12 protein-coding genes and 1 pseudogene are annotated in these 14,861 nt (G+C 59.4%); all 13 read right to left on the bottom strand.

Going from position 1 to position 14,861, the window contains the following annotated elements:
- Positions 1-23: 23 nt before the first annotated feature.
- Positions 24-908: a CheW domain-containing protein gene (locus tag QF010_RS19925; protein WP_033056009.1), complete on the bottom strand. Its 885-nt coding sequence runs from the start codon at positions 906-908 to the stop codon at positions 24-26.
- A gap of 1 nt (position 909) precedes the next feature.
- Positions 910-1,698, bottom strand: coding sequence for a ParA family protein (locus tag QF010_RS19920; RefSeq protein ID WP_033056007.1), 789 nt, complete (start codon positions 1,696-1,698; stop codon positions 910-912).
- A gap of 43 nt (positions 1,699-1,741) precedes the next feature.
- Complete coding sequence (gene motD, locus QF010_RS19915; RefSeq protein WP_429533761.1) at positions 1,742-2,632, bottom strand: flagellar motor protein MotD; 891 nt, start codon at positions 2,630-2,632, stop codon at positions 1,742-1,744.
- A 15-nt stretch (positions 2,633-2,647) separates the two neighbouring features.
- Positions 2,648-3,388 (bottom strand): flagellar motor protein, encoded by a 741-nt coding sequence (locus QF010_RS19910; protein WP_033056004.1) that lies wholly within the window; start codon positions 3,386-3,388, stop codon positions 2,648-2,650.
- The gene (locus tag QF010_RS19905; RefSeq protein WP_033056003.1) at positions 3,388-4,518 is read right to left on the bottom strand and encodes a protein-glutamate methylesterase/protein-glutamine glutaminase; all 1,131 of its coding nucleotides are present in this window, start codon (positions 4,516-4,518) and stop codon (positions 3,388-3,390) included. Before QF010_RS19905 ends, QF010_RS19910 begins: the two co-directional genes overlap by 1 nt.
- A gap of 49 nt (positions 4,519-4,567) precedes the next feature.
- Positions 4,568-6,814, bottom strand: coding sequence for a chemotaxis protein CheA (locus QF010_RS19900; protein WP_429533760.1), 2,247 nt, complete (start codon positions 6,812-6,814; stop codon positions 4,568-4,570).
- A gap of 14 nt (positions 6,815-6,828) precedes the next feature.
- On the bottom strand, positions 6,829-7,617 hold the full coding sequence (locus QF010_RS19895; RefSeq protein WP_033056001.1) for a protein phosphatase CheZ: 789 nt from the start codon (positions 7,615-7,617) through the stop codon (positions 6,829-6,831).
- Positions 7,618-7,647: 30 nt separating this feature from the next.
- Positions 7,648-8,019 carry a chemotaxis response regulator CheY gene (locus QF010_RS19890; protein ID WP_003183998.1) on the bottom strand — a complete coding sequence of 124 codons (372 nt, stop codon included), beginning with the start codon at positions 8,017-8,019 and terminating at the stop codon, positions 7,648-7,650.
- A gap of 166 nt (positions 8,020-8,185) precedes the next feature.
- Positions 8,186-8,926 carry an RNA polymerase sigma factor FliA gene (gene fliA, locus QF010_RS19885; protein WP_033055999.1) on the bottom strand — a complete coding sequence of 247 codons (741 nt, stop codon included), beginning with the start codon at positions 8,924-8,926 and terminating at the stop codon, positions 8,186-8,188.
- A complete protein-coding gene (fleN, locus tag QF010_RS19880; protein ID WP_008001746.1) occupies positions 8,923-9,753 on the bottom strand; it encodes a flagellar synthesis regulator FleN in 831 nt (276 codons plus the stop codon). Before fleN ends, fliA begins: the two co-directional genes overlap by 4 nt.
- Positions 9,754-9,869: 116 nt before the next feature.
- Complete coding sequence (gene flhF, locus QF010_RS19875; protein WP_008155822.1) at positions 9,870-11,198, bottom strand: flagellar biosynthesis GTPase FlhF; 1,329 nt, start codon at positions 11,196-11,198, stop codon at positions 9,870-9,872.
- Between the two features lie 11 nt (positions 11,199-11,209).
- Entirely contained in the window at positions 11,210-13,339 is a 2,130-nt protein-coding gene (gene flhA, locus QF010_RS19870; protein ID WP_033055997.1) for a flagellar biosynthesis protein FlhA, read from the bottom strand.
- A 319-nt stretch (positions 13,340-13,658) separates the two neighbouring features.
- Positions 13,659-14,861, bottom strand: a pseudogene (locus QF010_RS19865) (hypothetical protein); the annotation flags it as partial.

Below are 14,861 nucleotides of genomic sequence, written 5' to 3'. Positions count from 1 at the left end.
TCGCATACTTGTTATGTCGGCAGCTATGTCGGTTTGTGTAGCGGCTTGCTGCTGCTCATGTGCTTTGCCCCGCCGCTGGCGATCAACTCGGCCAGGGCGGAAACGTCCAGCAGCGCACACATGTGCTCAATCACCGTGCCGGCGAGCCATGGCCGCTGACCTCGATGACTTCTCCATTTGATTTCGTTCGGGTCCAGGCGCAACGAGCGGCTGACCTGATGCACCGCCAGCCCCCATTCGTAGCCCTGAACCGAAATAACGTATTGCAGGCCCTGACGGAAATCGTCGCGGTAGCGGTCCGGCATGACCCAACGCGCGGTGTCCAATACTTTCAGGTTGCCGGCCTGGCTCGGCAGGATCCCGAGGAACCACTCCGGCTGACCGAACAACGGTGTCAGCTCGTGACCGGCCAAAGAATAAATCGAGCCCAGGCACACCAGCGGTACGGCCAGGGTCAGCCCGGCGACATCGAACAACAGGCATTCGAACGGCTCGGCGGCCCAGGACGGGCGACCATCGGTTTCCACCGGTGGCGGCGTATTACTTGGCGGCAGGTGGACTTCGACCACTGGCGGTACCAAGGCTTGCAGCAGCGGTGCGATGGTGGAGACCGGCGCCAGCACCGGTACAGGTGCTTCGACCAGCGCCATTGGAGCTTTCACCACGGGCGCTGCTATCGGCGCAGCAGCCACGGCGGGGTTCTGCGCATCTCGAGCCTGCTCTTCAAGCACCGCCGCCTGGAACTCGTCCAGTGCAGCTTCAGATTCGACCGCTTCAACAACCTCAACGATTTCAACCAGCGCTTCGATTTCTGGCGGCAACTCTTCAGTCGCCTCCATCAGCAAGCTGTCCAGATAAGACTGGAGTGCCAGTTGCGGGCGCGAGGTGATTTTTACCGGGCGGTTCATCTCACGCCACCTGCGGAACAAGTTGTGCGGCCAGCAGATGCTTGAGCAACGCGCGATAAGCCAGCACGCCACGGCTCTTGCCGTCGAACTGCGAAGGCGTCACGCCAGCACGGCTGGCATCACGCAAGCGAGTATCGACCGGGATATAGCCCTGCCAGATTTCTTCCGGGTATTTGTCACGCAACACTCGCAGCGTTCCGAGGGAAGCCTGCGTACGGCGGTCGAACAGGGTCGGCACGATGCTGAACGGCAGCGCCTGTTTACGCGAACGATTGATCATCGCCAGGGTGTTGACCATGCGCTCCAGGCCTTTGACCGCCAAGTGTTCGGTCTGCACCGGAATCACCAATTGCTGGCTCGCCGCCAAGGCATTGACCATCAGCAAACCGAGCAACGGTGGGCTGTCGATCACGGCGTAATCGAAGTCCTGCCAAAGTTGCGCCAGGCTCTTGGCAATCACCAGGCCCAAGCCACTCTGCCCCGGCGACTGGCGCTCGAGGGTCGCGAGTGCGGTGCTTGATGGCAGCAGGGAAATACTCTCGTGGCTGGTCGGCAACAGCAACTGACCGGGCAAGCCTTGCGGCACACTGCCCTTGTTCAGGAACAGGTCGTAGCTGCTGTGTTCCAGGCTGTCAGGGTCATAACCGAAGTAGCTGGTCATGGAGCCGTGGGGGTCGAGATCGACCACAACCACGCGCTTGCCCGCCTCGGCCAGCAAACCGGCTAAAGCGATAGAGGAAGTGGTTTTACCAACACCACCCTTTTGATTGGCAACGGCCCAGACTCTCATTCGGATTGTTCCTCCCGGTCGACATGGTCGACCGAGAAATGGTTCAGCGTATTAATGCGGGTGACGGAGAATTGACGGCGCTCTCTCGTCCCGGCGACTTGACCGGGGTCGGTGCAGTTTGTGTGCCAGCACGCTTCAACGCGGCATCCGGTTTTGCATTGGCGGTTCCGGTACCGGTGAGGCTGCGGCGTACATCGAGATTTCGTGACACCACCAAGACGACGCGACGGTTACGCGCCCGGCCCTCGGCAGTGGCGTTGTTGGCCACTGGCTGGAACTCGCCGTAACCCACCGAGGCCAGGCGACCGGGGTTCACACCCTGCATCGCCAGCATGCGCACGATGCTCGCCGACCGGGCCGAGGACAGCTCCCAGTTGGTCGGGTATTGCGCGGTGCGGATCGGTTGATCGTCAGTGAAACCTTCGACGTGAATCGGGTTGTCGTACGGCTTCAGAATCGCGGCGACCTTGTCGATGATGTTGAACGCGATGTCGCTGGGCATGGCGTCGCCGCTGCCGAACAACAGGCTGGAATTGAGTTCGATCTCGACCCACAGCTCGTTGCCGCGAATGGTCATCTGGTTGGAGCTGATCAAGTCGCCGAACGCGGCACTGATGTCGTCGGCGATGGTTTTGAGCGGATCGCTGGCACCTGCGATACCGGCGTCGACCTGCTCGGCGTCTTTAACCAGCGGCTTGGCCGGGGTCACGGTCTTCGGTCGCTCGTCGCCGATCGGGATCGGCTTGAGGGCGCGGTCGGAGTCGGTAAAGACCCCGATCAACGCTTCGGAAATTACCTTGTACTTGCCTTCGTTGATCGAAGAGATCGAGTACATCACCACGAAGAAAGCGAACAGCAACGTAATGAAGTCGGCGTACGAAACCAGCCAACGTTCATGGTTTACATGTTCTTCAGGTTGCCGACGACGAGCCATAGTCCATTACCCCCATCAATCCATGAAGCCCTGAAGCTTCAACTCAATAGAGCGAGGGTTTTCACCTTCGGCGATCGACAGAATGCCTTCCAACAACATTTCGCGATAACGCGACTGCCGCAAAGCGATGGACTTGAGTTTGGCGGCAATCGGCAGCAGCACCAGGTTGGCACTGGCCACGCCGTAGATGGTCGCGACGAAGGCCACGGCGATGCCGCTACCCAGTTGCGATGGATCGGCCAGGTTGCCCATCACGTGGATCAGGCCCATCACCGCACCGATAATCCCGATGGTCGGCGCGTAGCCGCCCATGCTTTCGAAGACTTTGGCGGCTTCGATGTCGCGGCTTTCCTGGGTGTAGAAATCCACTTCCAGAATGCTGCGAATCGCTTCCGGCTCGGCGCCGTCCACCAGCAGTTGCAGGCCTTTGCGCGAGTAGTTGTCCGATTCGGCGTCGGCTACTCCTTCCAGACCCAGCAGGCCTTCCTTGCGCGCGGTCAGGCTCCAGCTCACAACGCGATCGACGCCACCAGCAAGGTCGATGCGCGGAGGAAACAGGATCCAGGCCAGAATCTGCATGGCGCGCTTGAAGGCGCTCATCGGTGCCTGCAGCAGCGCCGCACCGACGGTGCCACCGATAACGATCAACGCCGCCGGGCCGTTGGCCAGCGCGCCGAGGTGGCCGCCTTCAAGGTAGTTGCCGCCAATGATGGCGACGAACGCCAGGATGATCCCGATAAGGCTTAAAACGTCCATCAGATACAAGCCTCGACCAGATGCTTGCCGATATCGTCCAGGCTGTACACCGCATCGGCGAGTTCGGCTTTGACGATGGCCATCGGCATACCGTAGATCACGCAGCTGGCTTCATCCTGAGCCCAGATTGCACTGCCGCCCTGCTTGAGCAGACGCGCGCCTTCGCGGCCATCGGCGCCCATGCCGGTCAATACGACCGCCAGAACTTTGTCACCGTAAGACTTGGCCGCCGAACCGAAGGTGATGTCCACGCACGGTTTGTAGTTCAAACGTTCGTCGCCCGGGAGGATTTTCACCGCGCCACGGCCGTCGATCATCATTTGCTTGCCACCCGGCGCCAGCAACGCCAGGCCCGGACGCAGGATGTCGCCATCCTCGGCTTCCTTGACGCTGATGCGGCAGAGCTTGTCCAGACGCTCGGCGAACGCCTTGGTAAAGGCAGCCGGCATGTGCTGGATCAATACGATCGGTGCGGGGAAGTTGGCCGGCAATTGGGTCAGAACCCGCTGCAAGGCAACCGGGCCGCCCGTGGACGTACCGATGGCGACCAGTTTGTAGGCTTTGCGTTTCGGTGCGGGCGACGACGAGGCTGGCGCGTACGTACGGGCCGGAATCGGAGCCGGTGCCGGGCGCGCAGGCGCGCTGCTGCCGTAGCTGCTGACACTCGAAGGTGCAGGCGTCGGAGCGGGTGCGGCGACAGGTGCCGGAGCGCTGTAGGTGTTGGCGCGACGGTTACTGCGCGAGATGCTGAGAATCTTCTCGCACAGCAGTTGCTTGACCTTCTCCGGGTTACGGGAGATGTCTTCGAAATTCTTCGGCAGGAAATCCACCGCGCCGGCATCCAGTGCGTCGAGGGTTACCCGAGCGCCTTCGTGCGTCAGCGAGGAGAACATCAACACCGGGGTCGGGCAGCGCTGCATGATGTGCCGCACCGCCGTGATGCCATCCATCATCGGCATCTCGTAGTCCATGGTGATCACGTCTGGCTTGAGGGCCAGCGCCTGATCAATCGCCTCTTTTCCGTTGGTCGCCGTGCCGACGACCTGGATATTCGGATCCGCTGAAAGAATTTCCGAGACGCGGCGGCGGAAAAACCCCGAATCGTCCACCACCAGGACTTTAACTGCCATAAACACTCCGTTAGACGGAGCGAGGCTCAGTCGCCCCGCCCCACCAGAATCAAATACGCCGTGCGGCGTAACGCTTGAGCATGCTCGGAACATCGAGAATCAGCGCAATGCGGCCGTCACCGGTGATGGTGGCGCCGGACATGCCCGGGGTTCCCTGGAGCATTTTGCCCAATGGCTTGATGACCACTTCTTCCTGGCCCACCAGTTGATCGACGACGAAGCCGATCCGCTGAGTGCCCACCGAAAGGATCACCACATGGCCTTCGCGCTGCTCTTCGTGAGCGGCAGAGCTGACCAGCCAGCGTTTGAGGTAGAACAATGGCAGCGCCTTGTCCCGCACGATTACCACTTCCTGGCCGTCCACCACGTTGGTGCGCGACAGGTCGAGGTGGAAGATCTCGTTGACGTTCACCAGCGGGAACGCAAACGCCTGGTTGCCCAGCATGACCATCAGCGTCGGCATGATCGCCAGGGTCAACGGGACCTTGATGACGATCTTCGAGCCCTTGCCCTTGGTCGAATAGATATTGATGGTGCCGTTGAGCTGGGCGATTTTGGTTTTCACCACGTCCATGCCCACGCCGCGTCCGGAGACATCGGAAATTTCGGTCTTGGTCGAAAAACCCGGTGCGAAGATCAGGTTGAAGCAATCGGATTCGCTGAGGCGATCCGCTGCATCCTTGTCCATCAAGCCTTTCTTCACGGCAATGCCGCGCAGAACATCGGCGTCCATACCCTTGCCGTCATCGGAGATCGACAGCAGGATGTGGTCGCCTTCCTGTTCAGCGGACAGGATCACCTTGCCGCTGCGAGGCTTGCCCATCGCTTCACGTTCGGCCGGCTCTTCAATACCGTGGTCGACCGAGTTGCGCACCAAGTGGACCAGCGGGTCAGCCAGGGCCTCGACGAGGTTCTTGTCGAGGTCGGTTTCTTCCCCGACCAGTTCCAGGTTGATCTCTTTCTTGAGCTGGCGAGCCAGGTCGCGAACCAGGCGCGGGAAGCGCCCGAAGACCTTCTTGATCGGTTGCATCCGGGTCTTCATGACCGCGGTTTGCAGGTCGGCCGTGACCACGTCGAGGTTCGACACGGCCTTGGACATGGCTTCGTCGCCGCTGTTGAGGCCCAGACGGACCAAGCGGTTACGCACCAGTACCAGTTCGCCAACCATGTTCATGATTTCGTCGAGACGCGCGGTATCGACCCGCACGGTGGTCTCGGCTTCGCTGGCCGGTTTTTCCGGTGGCGGCGCGGACGGCGCGGCGCGAGCAGGTGCCGGAGCCGCTGCGGCTGCCGGTTTCGGCGCTTCAGCTTTAGGCTCGGGCGCTTTGGCCGCAGGCTTCGCGACAGGTGTTGGGGCCTTGGCCGCTGGAGCCGAAACCACTGCACCGGTACCGACTTCAGTGAACTTGCCTTTACCGTGCAATTCGTCGAGCAGCGATTCGAACTCGTGATCGGAGATCAGATCGCCACCAGCCGCTTTAGCGGTGGGCGCAGCCGGGGCCGGGACCGAAGCAATGGCCGATTCCAGCGCATCAACGGCAAAGTTGCCCTTGCCATGCAACTGATCGAGCAGGGCTTCGAACTCGTCATCAGTGATATCGGAGCTGTCGCCTGCCGCTTTCGGGGCAGCCGGTGCGGCTGGCGCCGGGGCTACCGCATCGACGGCGAATTGGCCCTTACCGTGCAGCTGATCGAGCAACGACTCAAACTCGGCATCGGTGATTTCGTCGCTGGCCGCCGCATGGCTGCTCGGCGCTGGCACAACGACCGGGGCTTCTGCCTGAGCCTTGACGGCGTTCAGCGAATCCAGCAGTTGTTCGAATTCGTTATCGGTGATGTCACCTGATTCGCTCTCGGCGGCAGGTTCTTCCACCACCTCGGCGACCGGTGCCGTTTCATCGGCGGTTTGCGGCTCGGCCAGACGGGCCAGTGCCGCAAGCAATTCTGGCGTGGCAGCCGTGATCGGGCTGCGCTCGCGGACTTCGGTAAACATGCCGTTCACCGCATCCAGCGCTTCGAGAACCACGTCCATCAGTTCCGAGTCGACGCGACGTTCACCCTTGCGCAGGATGTCGAACACGTTCTCGGCGATGTGACAGCACTCCACCAACTCGTTGAGCTGGAGGAAGCCGGCGCCTCCTTTTACAGTGTGAAAACCGCGAAAAATTGCATTGAGCAAGTCCGCATCATCAGGTCGGCTTTCAAGCTCGACCAGCTGTTCGGACAGTTGCTCTAGAATCTCGCCGGCCTCAACCAGGAAATCCTGAAGGATCTCTTCATCGGCGCCGAAGCTCATGTGTAGGGGTGCTCCTAGAATCCAAGGCTGGAAAGCAAATCGTCTACATCGTCCTGACCGGACACAACGTCTTCTCTTTTATCGGCATGAATCTGCGGACCTTCACCCTGAGAGAGATGTTTTTGCGGATCTTTTTCTGCCAGCATCGCTTCACGGTCATGTTCGATGCCCGCAAAGCGGTCCACCTGACTGGCCATAAGCACGAGCTTGAGCAGGTTGCTTTCAACTTCGGTGACCAATTGGGTCACACGCTTGATCACCTGACCGGTGAGGTCCTGGTAATCCTGAGCGAGCAAAATGTCGTTGAGGTTGCTCGACACAACGCGATTGTCTTCGCTGCTGCGTGTCAGGAAACCGTCGACTCGCCGAGCCAGCTCGCGGAACTCTTCAGCCCCGACTTCGCGACGCATGAACCGTCCCCAGTCGGTGCTCAAGGCCTGGGCTTCGTTGCTCAGGCCGTTGACCAGCGGCGTGGCGTTTTCCACCAGGTCCATGGTGCGGTTGGCAGCAGCCTCGGTCAGCTTGACCACATAACCCAGACGCTCGGTGGCGTCCGTGATCTGCGAGACTTCCTCGGCTTGCGGCATGTGCGGGTCAATCTGGAAATTGACGATCGCGCTATGCAGCTCGCGAGTGAGCTTGCCCACTTCCTGATACAGGCCACGATCACGGGTCTGATTGAGCTCATGGATCAGTTGCACAGCGTCGCCGAACCTGCCTTTTTCAAGGCTGTCGACCAGTTCGACCGCGTGTTTTTTCAGAGTCGATTCGAAATCGCTCTGTGAAGACTCGTTATGCTCCATAGCTCCCCCGTGGCGCAGTGGCTTCGCACATCAACCGATGCGTTCGAAAATCTTCTCGATTTTTTCTTTTAACGCCTGGGCCGTGAAGGGCTTGACCACATAGCCGTTAACTCCGGCCTGGGCTGCCTCGATGATCTGCTCGCGCTTGGCTTCAGCGGTCACCATCAGCACCGGCAGGTGCTTGAGCTTTTCATCGGCACGCACGTGACGCAGCAGGTCGATACCGGTCATGCCAGGCATGTTCCAGTCTGTTACCAGAAAGTCGATGCTGCCGCTGTTGAGAACCGGAATGGCAGTAGTGCCATCGTCGGCCTCGACCGTGTTGGTGAACCCAAGGTCACGCAACAGGTTTTTAATGATCCGCCGCATCGTTGAGAAGTCATCAACGATGAGGATTTTCATGTTCTTGTCCAATTCGACCTCCAAGCAGTCTTAAACGCGCCCAGCACCTGGACGCGCCATTTCAATCAATCCGGCAATGCACTCGATGACTGTCTGGAGCACAACAAATCGCGACCGGTGCAGCTAATCCCACACCGGTCCCGCTCGCAGTGTCCCCACACTGCCTTCAGCGCGCTCGCCACTCCCCCAAACGCCCCCGCAAGCGGGCCGCGCACTGGCTGTGTAACTGGCTGACCCGAGATTCGCTGACCCCCAGGACCTCACCGATTTCCTTGAGATTCAACTCTTCGTCGTAGTACAGCGCCAACACCAGTCGCTCACGCTCCGGCAAATTGGCAATCGCGTCCGCCAGCGCCGCCTGGAAGCGTTCATCTTCCAGATCGCGTGACGGCTCGAGATGAGCACTGGCGCCATCCTCGTGCAGCCCTTCGTGTTCGCCGTCCTGCAACAGATCGTCGAAACTGAATAGCCGGCTGCCCAGGGTGTCGTTCAAAATCCCGTAATAATCGTCGAGACTCAATTGGAGTTCGGCCGCAACCTCGTGATCTTTAGCGTCACGACCGGTTTTAGCTTCAATCGAGCGAATTGCGTCGCTGACCATCCGGGTATTGCGGTGGACCGAACGTGGCGCCCAGTCCCCCTTGCGTACTTCATCGAGCATCGCGCCACGGATTCGAATGCCCGCGTACGTCTCGAAACTCGCGCCTTTGCTGGCGTCGTATTTGGTCGATACTTCAAGCAGGCCGATCATCCCGGCCTGGATCAGATCTTCAACCTGAACACTGGCGGGCAAACGCGCCAGCAAGTGGTAGGCAATGCGTTTAACCAGTGGCGCGTAACGCTCGATCAGCTCGTACTGCGCGTCACGTGCCGACTTCTTGTAGAGGTCGTAGCCACTGGCTGTCATAGCACCGGTCCTGCCGTTTGTTGCACGAGGCGCTCGACGAAAAACTCCAGGTGCCCACGCGGGTTGGCAGGTAGCGGCCAGGTATCGACCTTCTGTGCAATCGCCTTGAACGCCAGTGAGCACTTGGACCGAGGGAAGGCTTCGTAGACGGCGCGCTGTTTCTGCACAGCCTTGCGCACACTTTCGTCGTAAGGCACCGCGCCGACGTATTGTAAGGCGACGTCAAGGAAGCGATCCGTGACCTTGGTCAACTTGGCGAACAGGTTGCGCCCTTCCTGCGGGCTCTGGGCCATGTTGGCCAGGACGCGGAAGCGGTTCATGCCGTAATCGCGGTTCAGCAGTTTGATCAGTGCGTAGGCATCGGTGATCGAGGTCGGCTCGTCGCAGACCACCAGCAAGACTTCTTGCGCTGCACGAACGAAACTGACTACCGAGTCACCAATGCCCGCAGCGGTGTCGATCACCAGCACGTCGAGGTTGTCACCGATATCGCTGAACGCCTGGATCAGGCCGGCGTGTTGGGCCGGGCTTAAATGAACCATGCTCTGTGTGCCGGACGCGGCCGGGACGATTCGAATACCGCCAGGGCCCTGCAACAGTACGTCGCGCAGCTCACAGCGGCCTTCGATCACGTCGGCCAAAGTACGTTTGGGTGTCAGTCCCAGCAGGACGTCGACGTTCGCCAGCCCCAGATCGGCGTCCAACAGCATGACGCGCCGGCCGAGCTCAGCTAGAGCCAGGGACAAGTTCACTGACACGTTAGTTTTCCCGACGCCACCTTTGCCGCCGGTCACCGCGATCACCTGTACGGGATGCATGCTGCCCATGTTATTTCTTTACCTTGTCTTGCATAGACGGAGGCCACATTACTGGCTGCGCGTTCACTAACGGAACAATGCATGGCAGACCATCGATGTAGGTACAAAAACTGTTCATTAATACCTCAGCCAACCTGCTTGGTCGGGCTGTGGTAAATATCAGCGAACATGTCAGCCATGGCTTCTTCGCTGGGTTCTTCTTGCATTTGCACGCTGACGGCGCGACTGACCAACTGATGACGACGCGGTAGATGCAAATCATCCGGAATCCGCGGGCCATCGGTCAGGTAGGCCACCGGCAATTCATGACTGATGGCCAGGCTCAACACCTCGCCCAGGCTTGCCGTTTCATCCAGTTTAGTCAGGATGCAGCCAGCGAGCCCACAACGCTTGTAACTGTGATAAGCGGCCGTTAGAACCTGTTTCTGGCTGGTGGTTGCCAGGACCAGATAATTTTTTGATTTGATGCCACGACCGGCCAGGCTTTCGAGCTGCATGCGCAGTGCCGGATCGCTGGCCTGAAGGCCCGCGGTATCGATCAGCACCACGCGTTTGCGCAGCAAAGGCTCCAGCGCCTGCACCAGCGATTGGCCCGGATCGACATGCGTCACCGACACATTGAGGATCCGGCCCAGCGTCTTGAGTTGTTCCTGAGCACCAATACGGTAGCTGTCCATGCTGACCAGCGCGATATTCTGCGCGCCGTACTTGAGCACGTAACGGGCCGCGAGCTTGGCCAGGGTGGTGGTCTTGCCCATGCCGGCAGGGCCGACCATGGCAATCACGCCGCCCTCTTCCAGAGGCTCGACTTCCGGTGTGGCGATCATCCGCGCCAGATGCGCCAGCAACATGCGCCAAGCCTGACGAGGTTCTTCAATATCGGTAATCAGCGCCAGCAAATCGCGCGACAACGGGCCGGAAAGGCCGATGCGTTGCAGGCGACGCCAAAGATTGGCCTGGGCCGGACGGCTGCCTTGCAGCTGATTCCAGGCCAGGGAGCCGAGTTGCACTTCCATCAGTTCGCGCAGGCTGTTGAGTTCGAAACGCATCGAGTCGAACGCCCGTGGATCGACGCCACCGGAGGCAGGTGCCGCAGCCGGTGCAGGACGACGGGGTTCGGTGTAGGTCGGCTCGATCAGCGGCTCGGCGGCGGTCAGTGGCAGGCCGGCAAACAATTGGCGATTGGTGGACTTGTCGCTCTCGCCATCGCTGCGCAGGCTCAGTTCGGCCTGAGCGGTGACGATCCGCGACTGGGTCTTGCGCAGCTCGTCTTCGAGTTCCATGTTCGGAACGCGCGGAGCCAGCGCCGACAACTTGTAATCCAGGGCAGCCGTCAGCTCGACACCACCGGCGATCCGGCGGTTGCCAATGATGGCGGCATCAGCGCCCAGCTCATCACGAACCAGTTTCATGGCCTGACGCATATCGGCGGCGAAAAAACGCTTAACTTGCATAAACCACTACCTCAGCCGTTGGGCCCTACTGTCGCAACGATGGTCACTTGCTTGTTGTCAGGAATTTCCTGGTAAGCCAACACATGCAAACCCGGGACTGCCAATCGGCCGAATCGCGACAACATCGCGCGAACCGGACCGGCTACCAGCAGAATCACCGGTTGACCTTGCATTTCCTGTCGCTGCGCCGCATCGATCAACGAGCGTTGCAGTTTCTCAGCCATGCTTGGCTCCAACAGAACACCCTCTTCCGAGCCTTGTCCTGCCTTCTGAAGACTATTGAGCAATATTTGTTCCAACCTTGGCTCCAGGGTGATCACTGGGAGCTCGGAGTCAGTGCCTACAATGCTTTGGACGATTGCGCGGGATACGCCGACGCGCACCGCGGCCACCAACGCGGCAGTATCTTGACTCTTGCTGGCATTGTTGGCGATGGCTTCGGCAATGCTGCGAATGTCCCGTACTGGCACCTGTTCGGCCAGCAATGCCTGCAATACTTTGAGCAGCTGCGACAGAGACACCACGCCAGGCACCAGCTCTTCGGCCAGTTTAGGTGAGCTTTTGCCCAGCAATTGCATGAGTTGCTGGACTTCTTCGTGTCCGATCAGCTCGCTGGAGTGCTTGTACAGAATCTGGTTCAAGTGGGTTGCCACCACCGTACTGGCATCGACCACGGTGTAACCGAGGGATTGAGCCTGGGCACGTTGGCTGATTTCGATCCAGACCGCCTCCAGACCGAAAGCCGGATCTTTGGCGGTAATGCCGCTGAGCGTACCGTAGACCTGCCCCGGGTTGATCGCCAGTTCGCGGTCCGGGTAAATCTCCGCTTCGGCCAGGATCACCCCCATCAAGGTCAGGCGATAGGCACTCGGCGCCAGGTCGAGGTTGTCACGGATATGCACGGTTGGCATCAGGAAGCCCAGGTCCTGGGACAGCTTCTTGCGCACGCCCTTGATCCGCGCCAGCAACTGACCACCCTGATTGCGGTCCACCAGCGGAATCAGCCGGTAGCCGACTTCCAGGCCGATCATGTCGATCGGAGTGACGTCATCCCAGCCAAGCTCCTTGGTTTCCTGAGCGCGAGCGGGCGATGGCAGCAGTTCCTGTTGACGCTTGACCTCTTGCAGCGCCTGAACCTTGACCACGTTCTGCTTCTTCCAGAACAGGTACGCGCCGCCACCCGCCAGGGCTGCCATGCTGAGAAAGGAAAAGTGCGGCATGCCCGGCACGAGGCCCATCACCGCCATCAAACCCGCCGCCACGGCCAACGCTTTGGGCGAAGCAAACATCTGGCGATTGATCTGCTTGCCCATGTCTTCCGAACCGGAAGCACGGGTCACCATGATCGCTGCAGCTGTAGATAAAAGCAGTGATGGCAATTGCGCCACCAAACCGTCACCGATGGTCAGCAGTGCGTAAACCTTGCCGGCGTCGCCGAAGCTCATGCCGTGCTGGAAGATACCAACCGCCATGCCGCCGATCAGGTTGATGAACAGAATCAGCAGGCCGGCAATGGCGTCACCGCGAACGAACTTGCTGGCACCGTCCATGGAACCGTAGAACTCGGCTTCCTGGGCCACTTCCATCCGGCGCAGTTTGGCCTGGTTCTGGTCGATCAGGCCGGCGTTCAAGTCGGCGTCGATCGCCATTTGTTTACCGGGCATCGCATCGAGGGTGAAACGCGCACTCACCTCGGAAATCCGCCCGGCACCCTTGGTCACCACGACAAAGTTGATGATCATCAAAATCGCGAAGACGACGATACCGACCACGTAGTTACCGCCGATCACCACCTCGCCGAAGGCCTGGATCACCTTACCGGCGGCGGCATGGCCGTCCTGACCGTGGAGCATCACCACGCGCGTAGAGGCTACGTTCAGCGCCAGTCGCAACAGGGTCGCCACCAGCAAAATGGTCGGGAACACCGCAAAGTCCAGTGGCCGCAACGCATAAACACACACCAGCAAGACGACAATCGACAAGGCAATGTTGAACGTGAAGAACACGTCCAGCAGGAACGGCGGCACCGGCAACATCATCATCGCCAGCATGACCAGCAGCAACAACGGCACACCCAGATTGCCCCGACTTAAGTCGGCAACGTTTGTGCGAGCACTGTTGAGTAACTGAGAGCGATCCACCGGTATTCCCCGTTCCTTGAAGCAAACTTTTGACGCCGAAAGCAGGCGCAGAGCCGCTACTGCAAGAAACCTTCCAACTTTTGCAGGGGGTGGGAAATAGAAGGGTTTATTGGAGGGTTCTGTGTAGTCTGGACTGGCGCCATGGCGAGCAAGTCCACTATCACCTGGATTAGCCTCGGGCTGACAGTCGCGGCACTTCCGACCGGCAACCCTGAAAATTCACCGGACATTTCCATGGCTCTGGAATCAAGGGTGCAGGTTTATTTTTCATGTCGGAAAAATAAACCTTAACCTTTTCTGCTCATTTACTTTCTAAGCTTCAGGAAACTCTTCTTACAATGATGTTATCTATCTGATAGTCATTCCCACCGTCACTACCATCGTTACCCCCCCTGTCCTGGTGACTCACTATGCGCACTAGCTGATTTCCAGTCAGGGTAACGGAGAAGTTGGCACTCTGTTGAAACCATTGCCCTGTCCTGGGGACGCTATAGGCAGGAAGTATCTGTTGGCCCGCGGCGGTGCTGACTGAAAAAATCGGCGGCACATTGTTTACCAGCGGACTAAAGTTTCGAACGCTATAGCTGAATGAATAGGTTCGCCCGGTCATGAAGTTAAATGTTTGACTGAACAACACGCCGGCATGCCCTGAAACAGCTGTCGTATCGTTATGAAACACTCCCCCCGTAATACGCCCTTGAAAACCTGCCGGGCCTTTTTGCCAGTTTCCTGCGGTTCCATTGTTGAAGTCAGTAATGGAGTCCCGCCAGGTATCAACCACTACGGTAAAGCTCCGGGCCGGAGATACCGGGTTATTACCATAAAGCCCTCTGGCCGTAATGCTATGAAAACCAGCCCCCACCGACAGACTGATCTCCCCCCATCCACCGCTGCCGTTGACGGATGCATCCTGCTTCCGAACACCATTATCGCGAACCTCGACAGCGGTATTGATAGACGCACTGCCGCTGACATACACGGTGGTTGCCGTGGTCTCGCCACCGTGGGGAATATTAGCCCCCTGAGGGTCCCTGACGGTAACACTCGGTGTGACCAATGCCACCACGGTCAAGGTCCATGCCGCCGATGACAGCGACTCCGATTTCGCGACGAAGCTATGCCCTGTCCGGCTCAGCCCGGTGCGGGTCAAGGTCCAGCTCCCATCGGGCTTGACATCGACCGTCTGCGGCAGAGCGCCGTTATCAGTAATGACGACCTTCAGGTTTGGTGTCGCCTTGCCCGTCAGGATCACCGTGGTGTCGACGGTCGTGCCGCGGTTGGCGATATCCCGCAACTGCGAGTCGGTGATCTTGTCGATGCTCGGCTGCACCTCTGCCACCACATTTACAACCCAGGCCGCCGACGCCAGCGACTCCGATTTCGCGACGAAGCTATGCCCTGTCCGGCTCAGCCCGGTGCGGGTCAAGGTCCAGCTCCCATCGGGCTTGACATCGACCGTCTGCGGCAGAGCGCCGTTATCAGTAATGACGACCTTCAGGTTTGGTGTCGCCTTGCCCGTCAG

This window comes from Pseudomonas silensiensis (genome assembly GCF_050434865.1).
GTDB classification, from domain to species: Bacteria; Pseudomonadota; Gammaproteobacteria; order Pseudomonadales; family Pseudomonadaceae; genus Aquipseudomonas; species Aquipseudomonas fluorescens_W.
The sequence above is the reverse complement of the archived record's forward strand: the minus strand, read 5'-3'. Positions and strand labels throughout refer to the sequence as shown.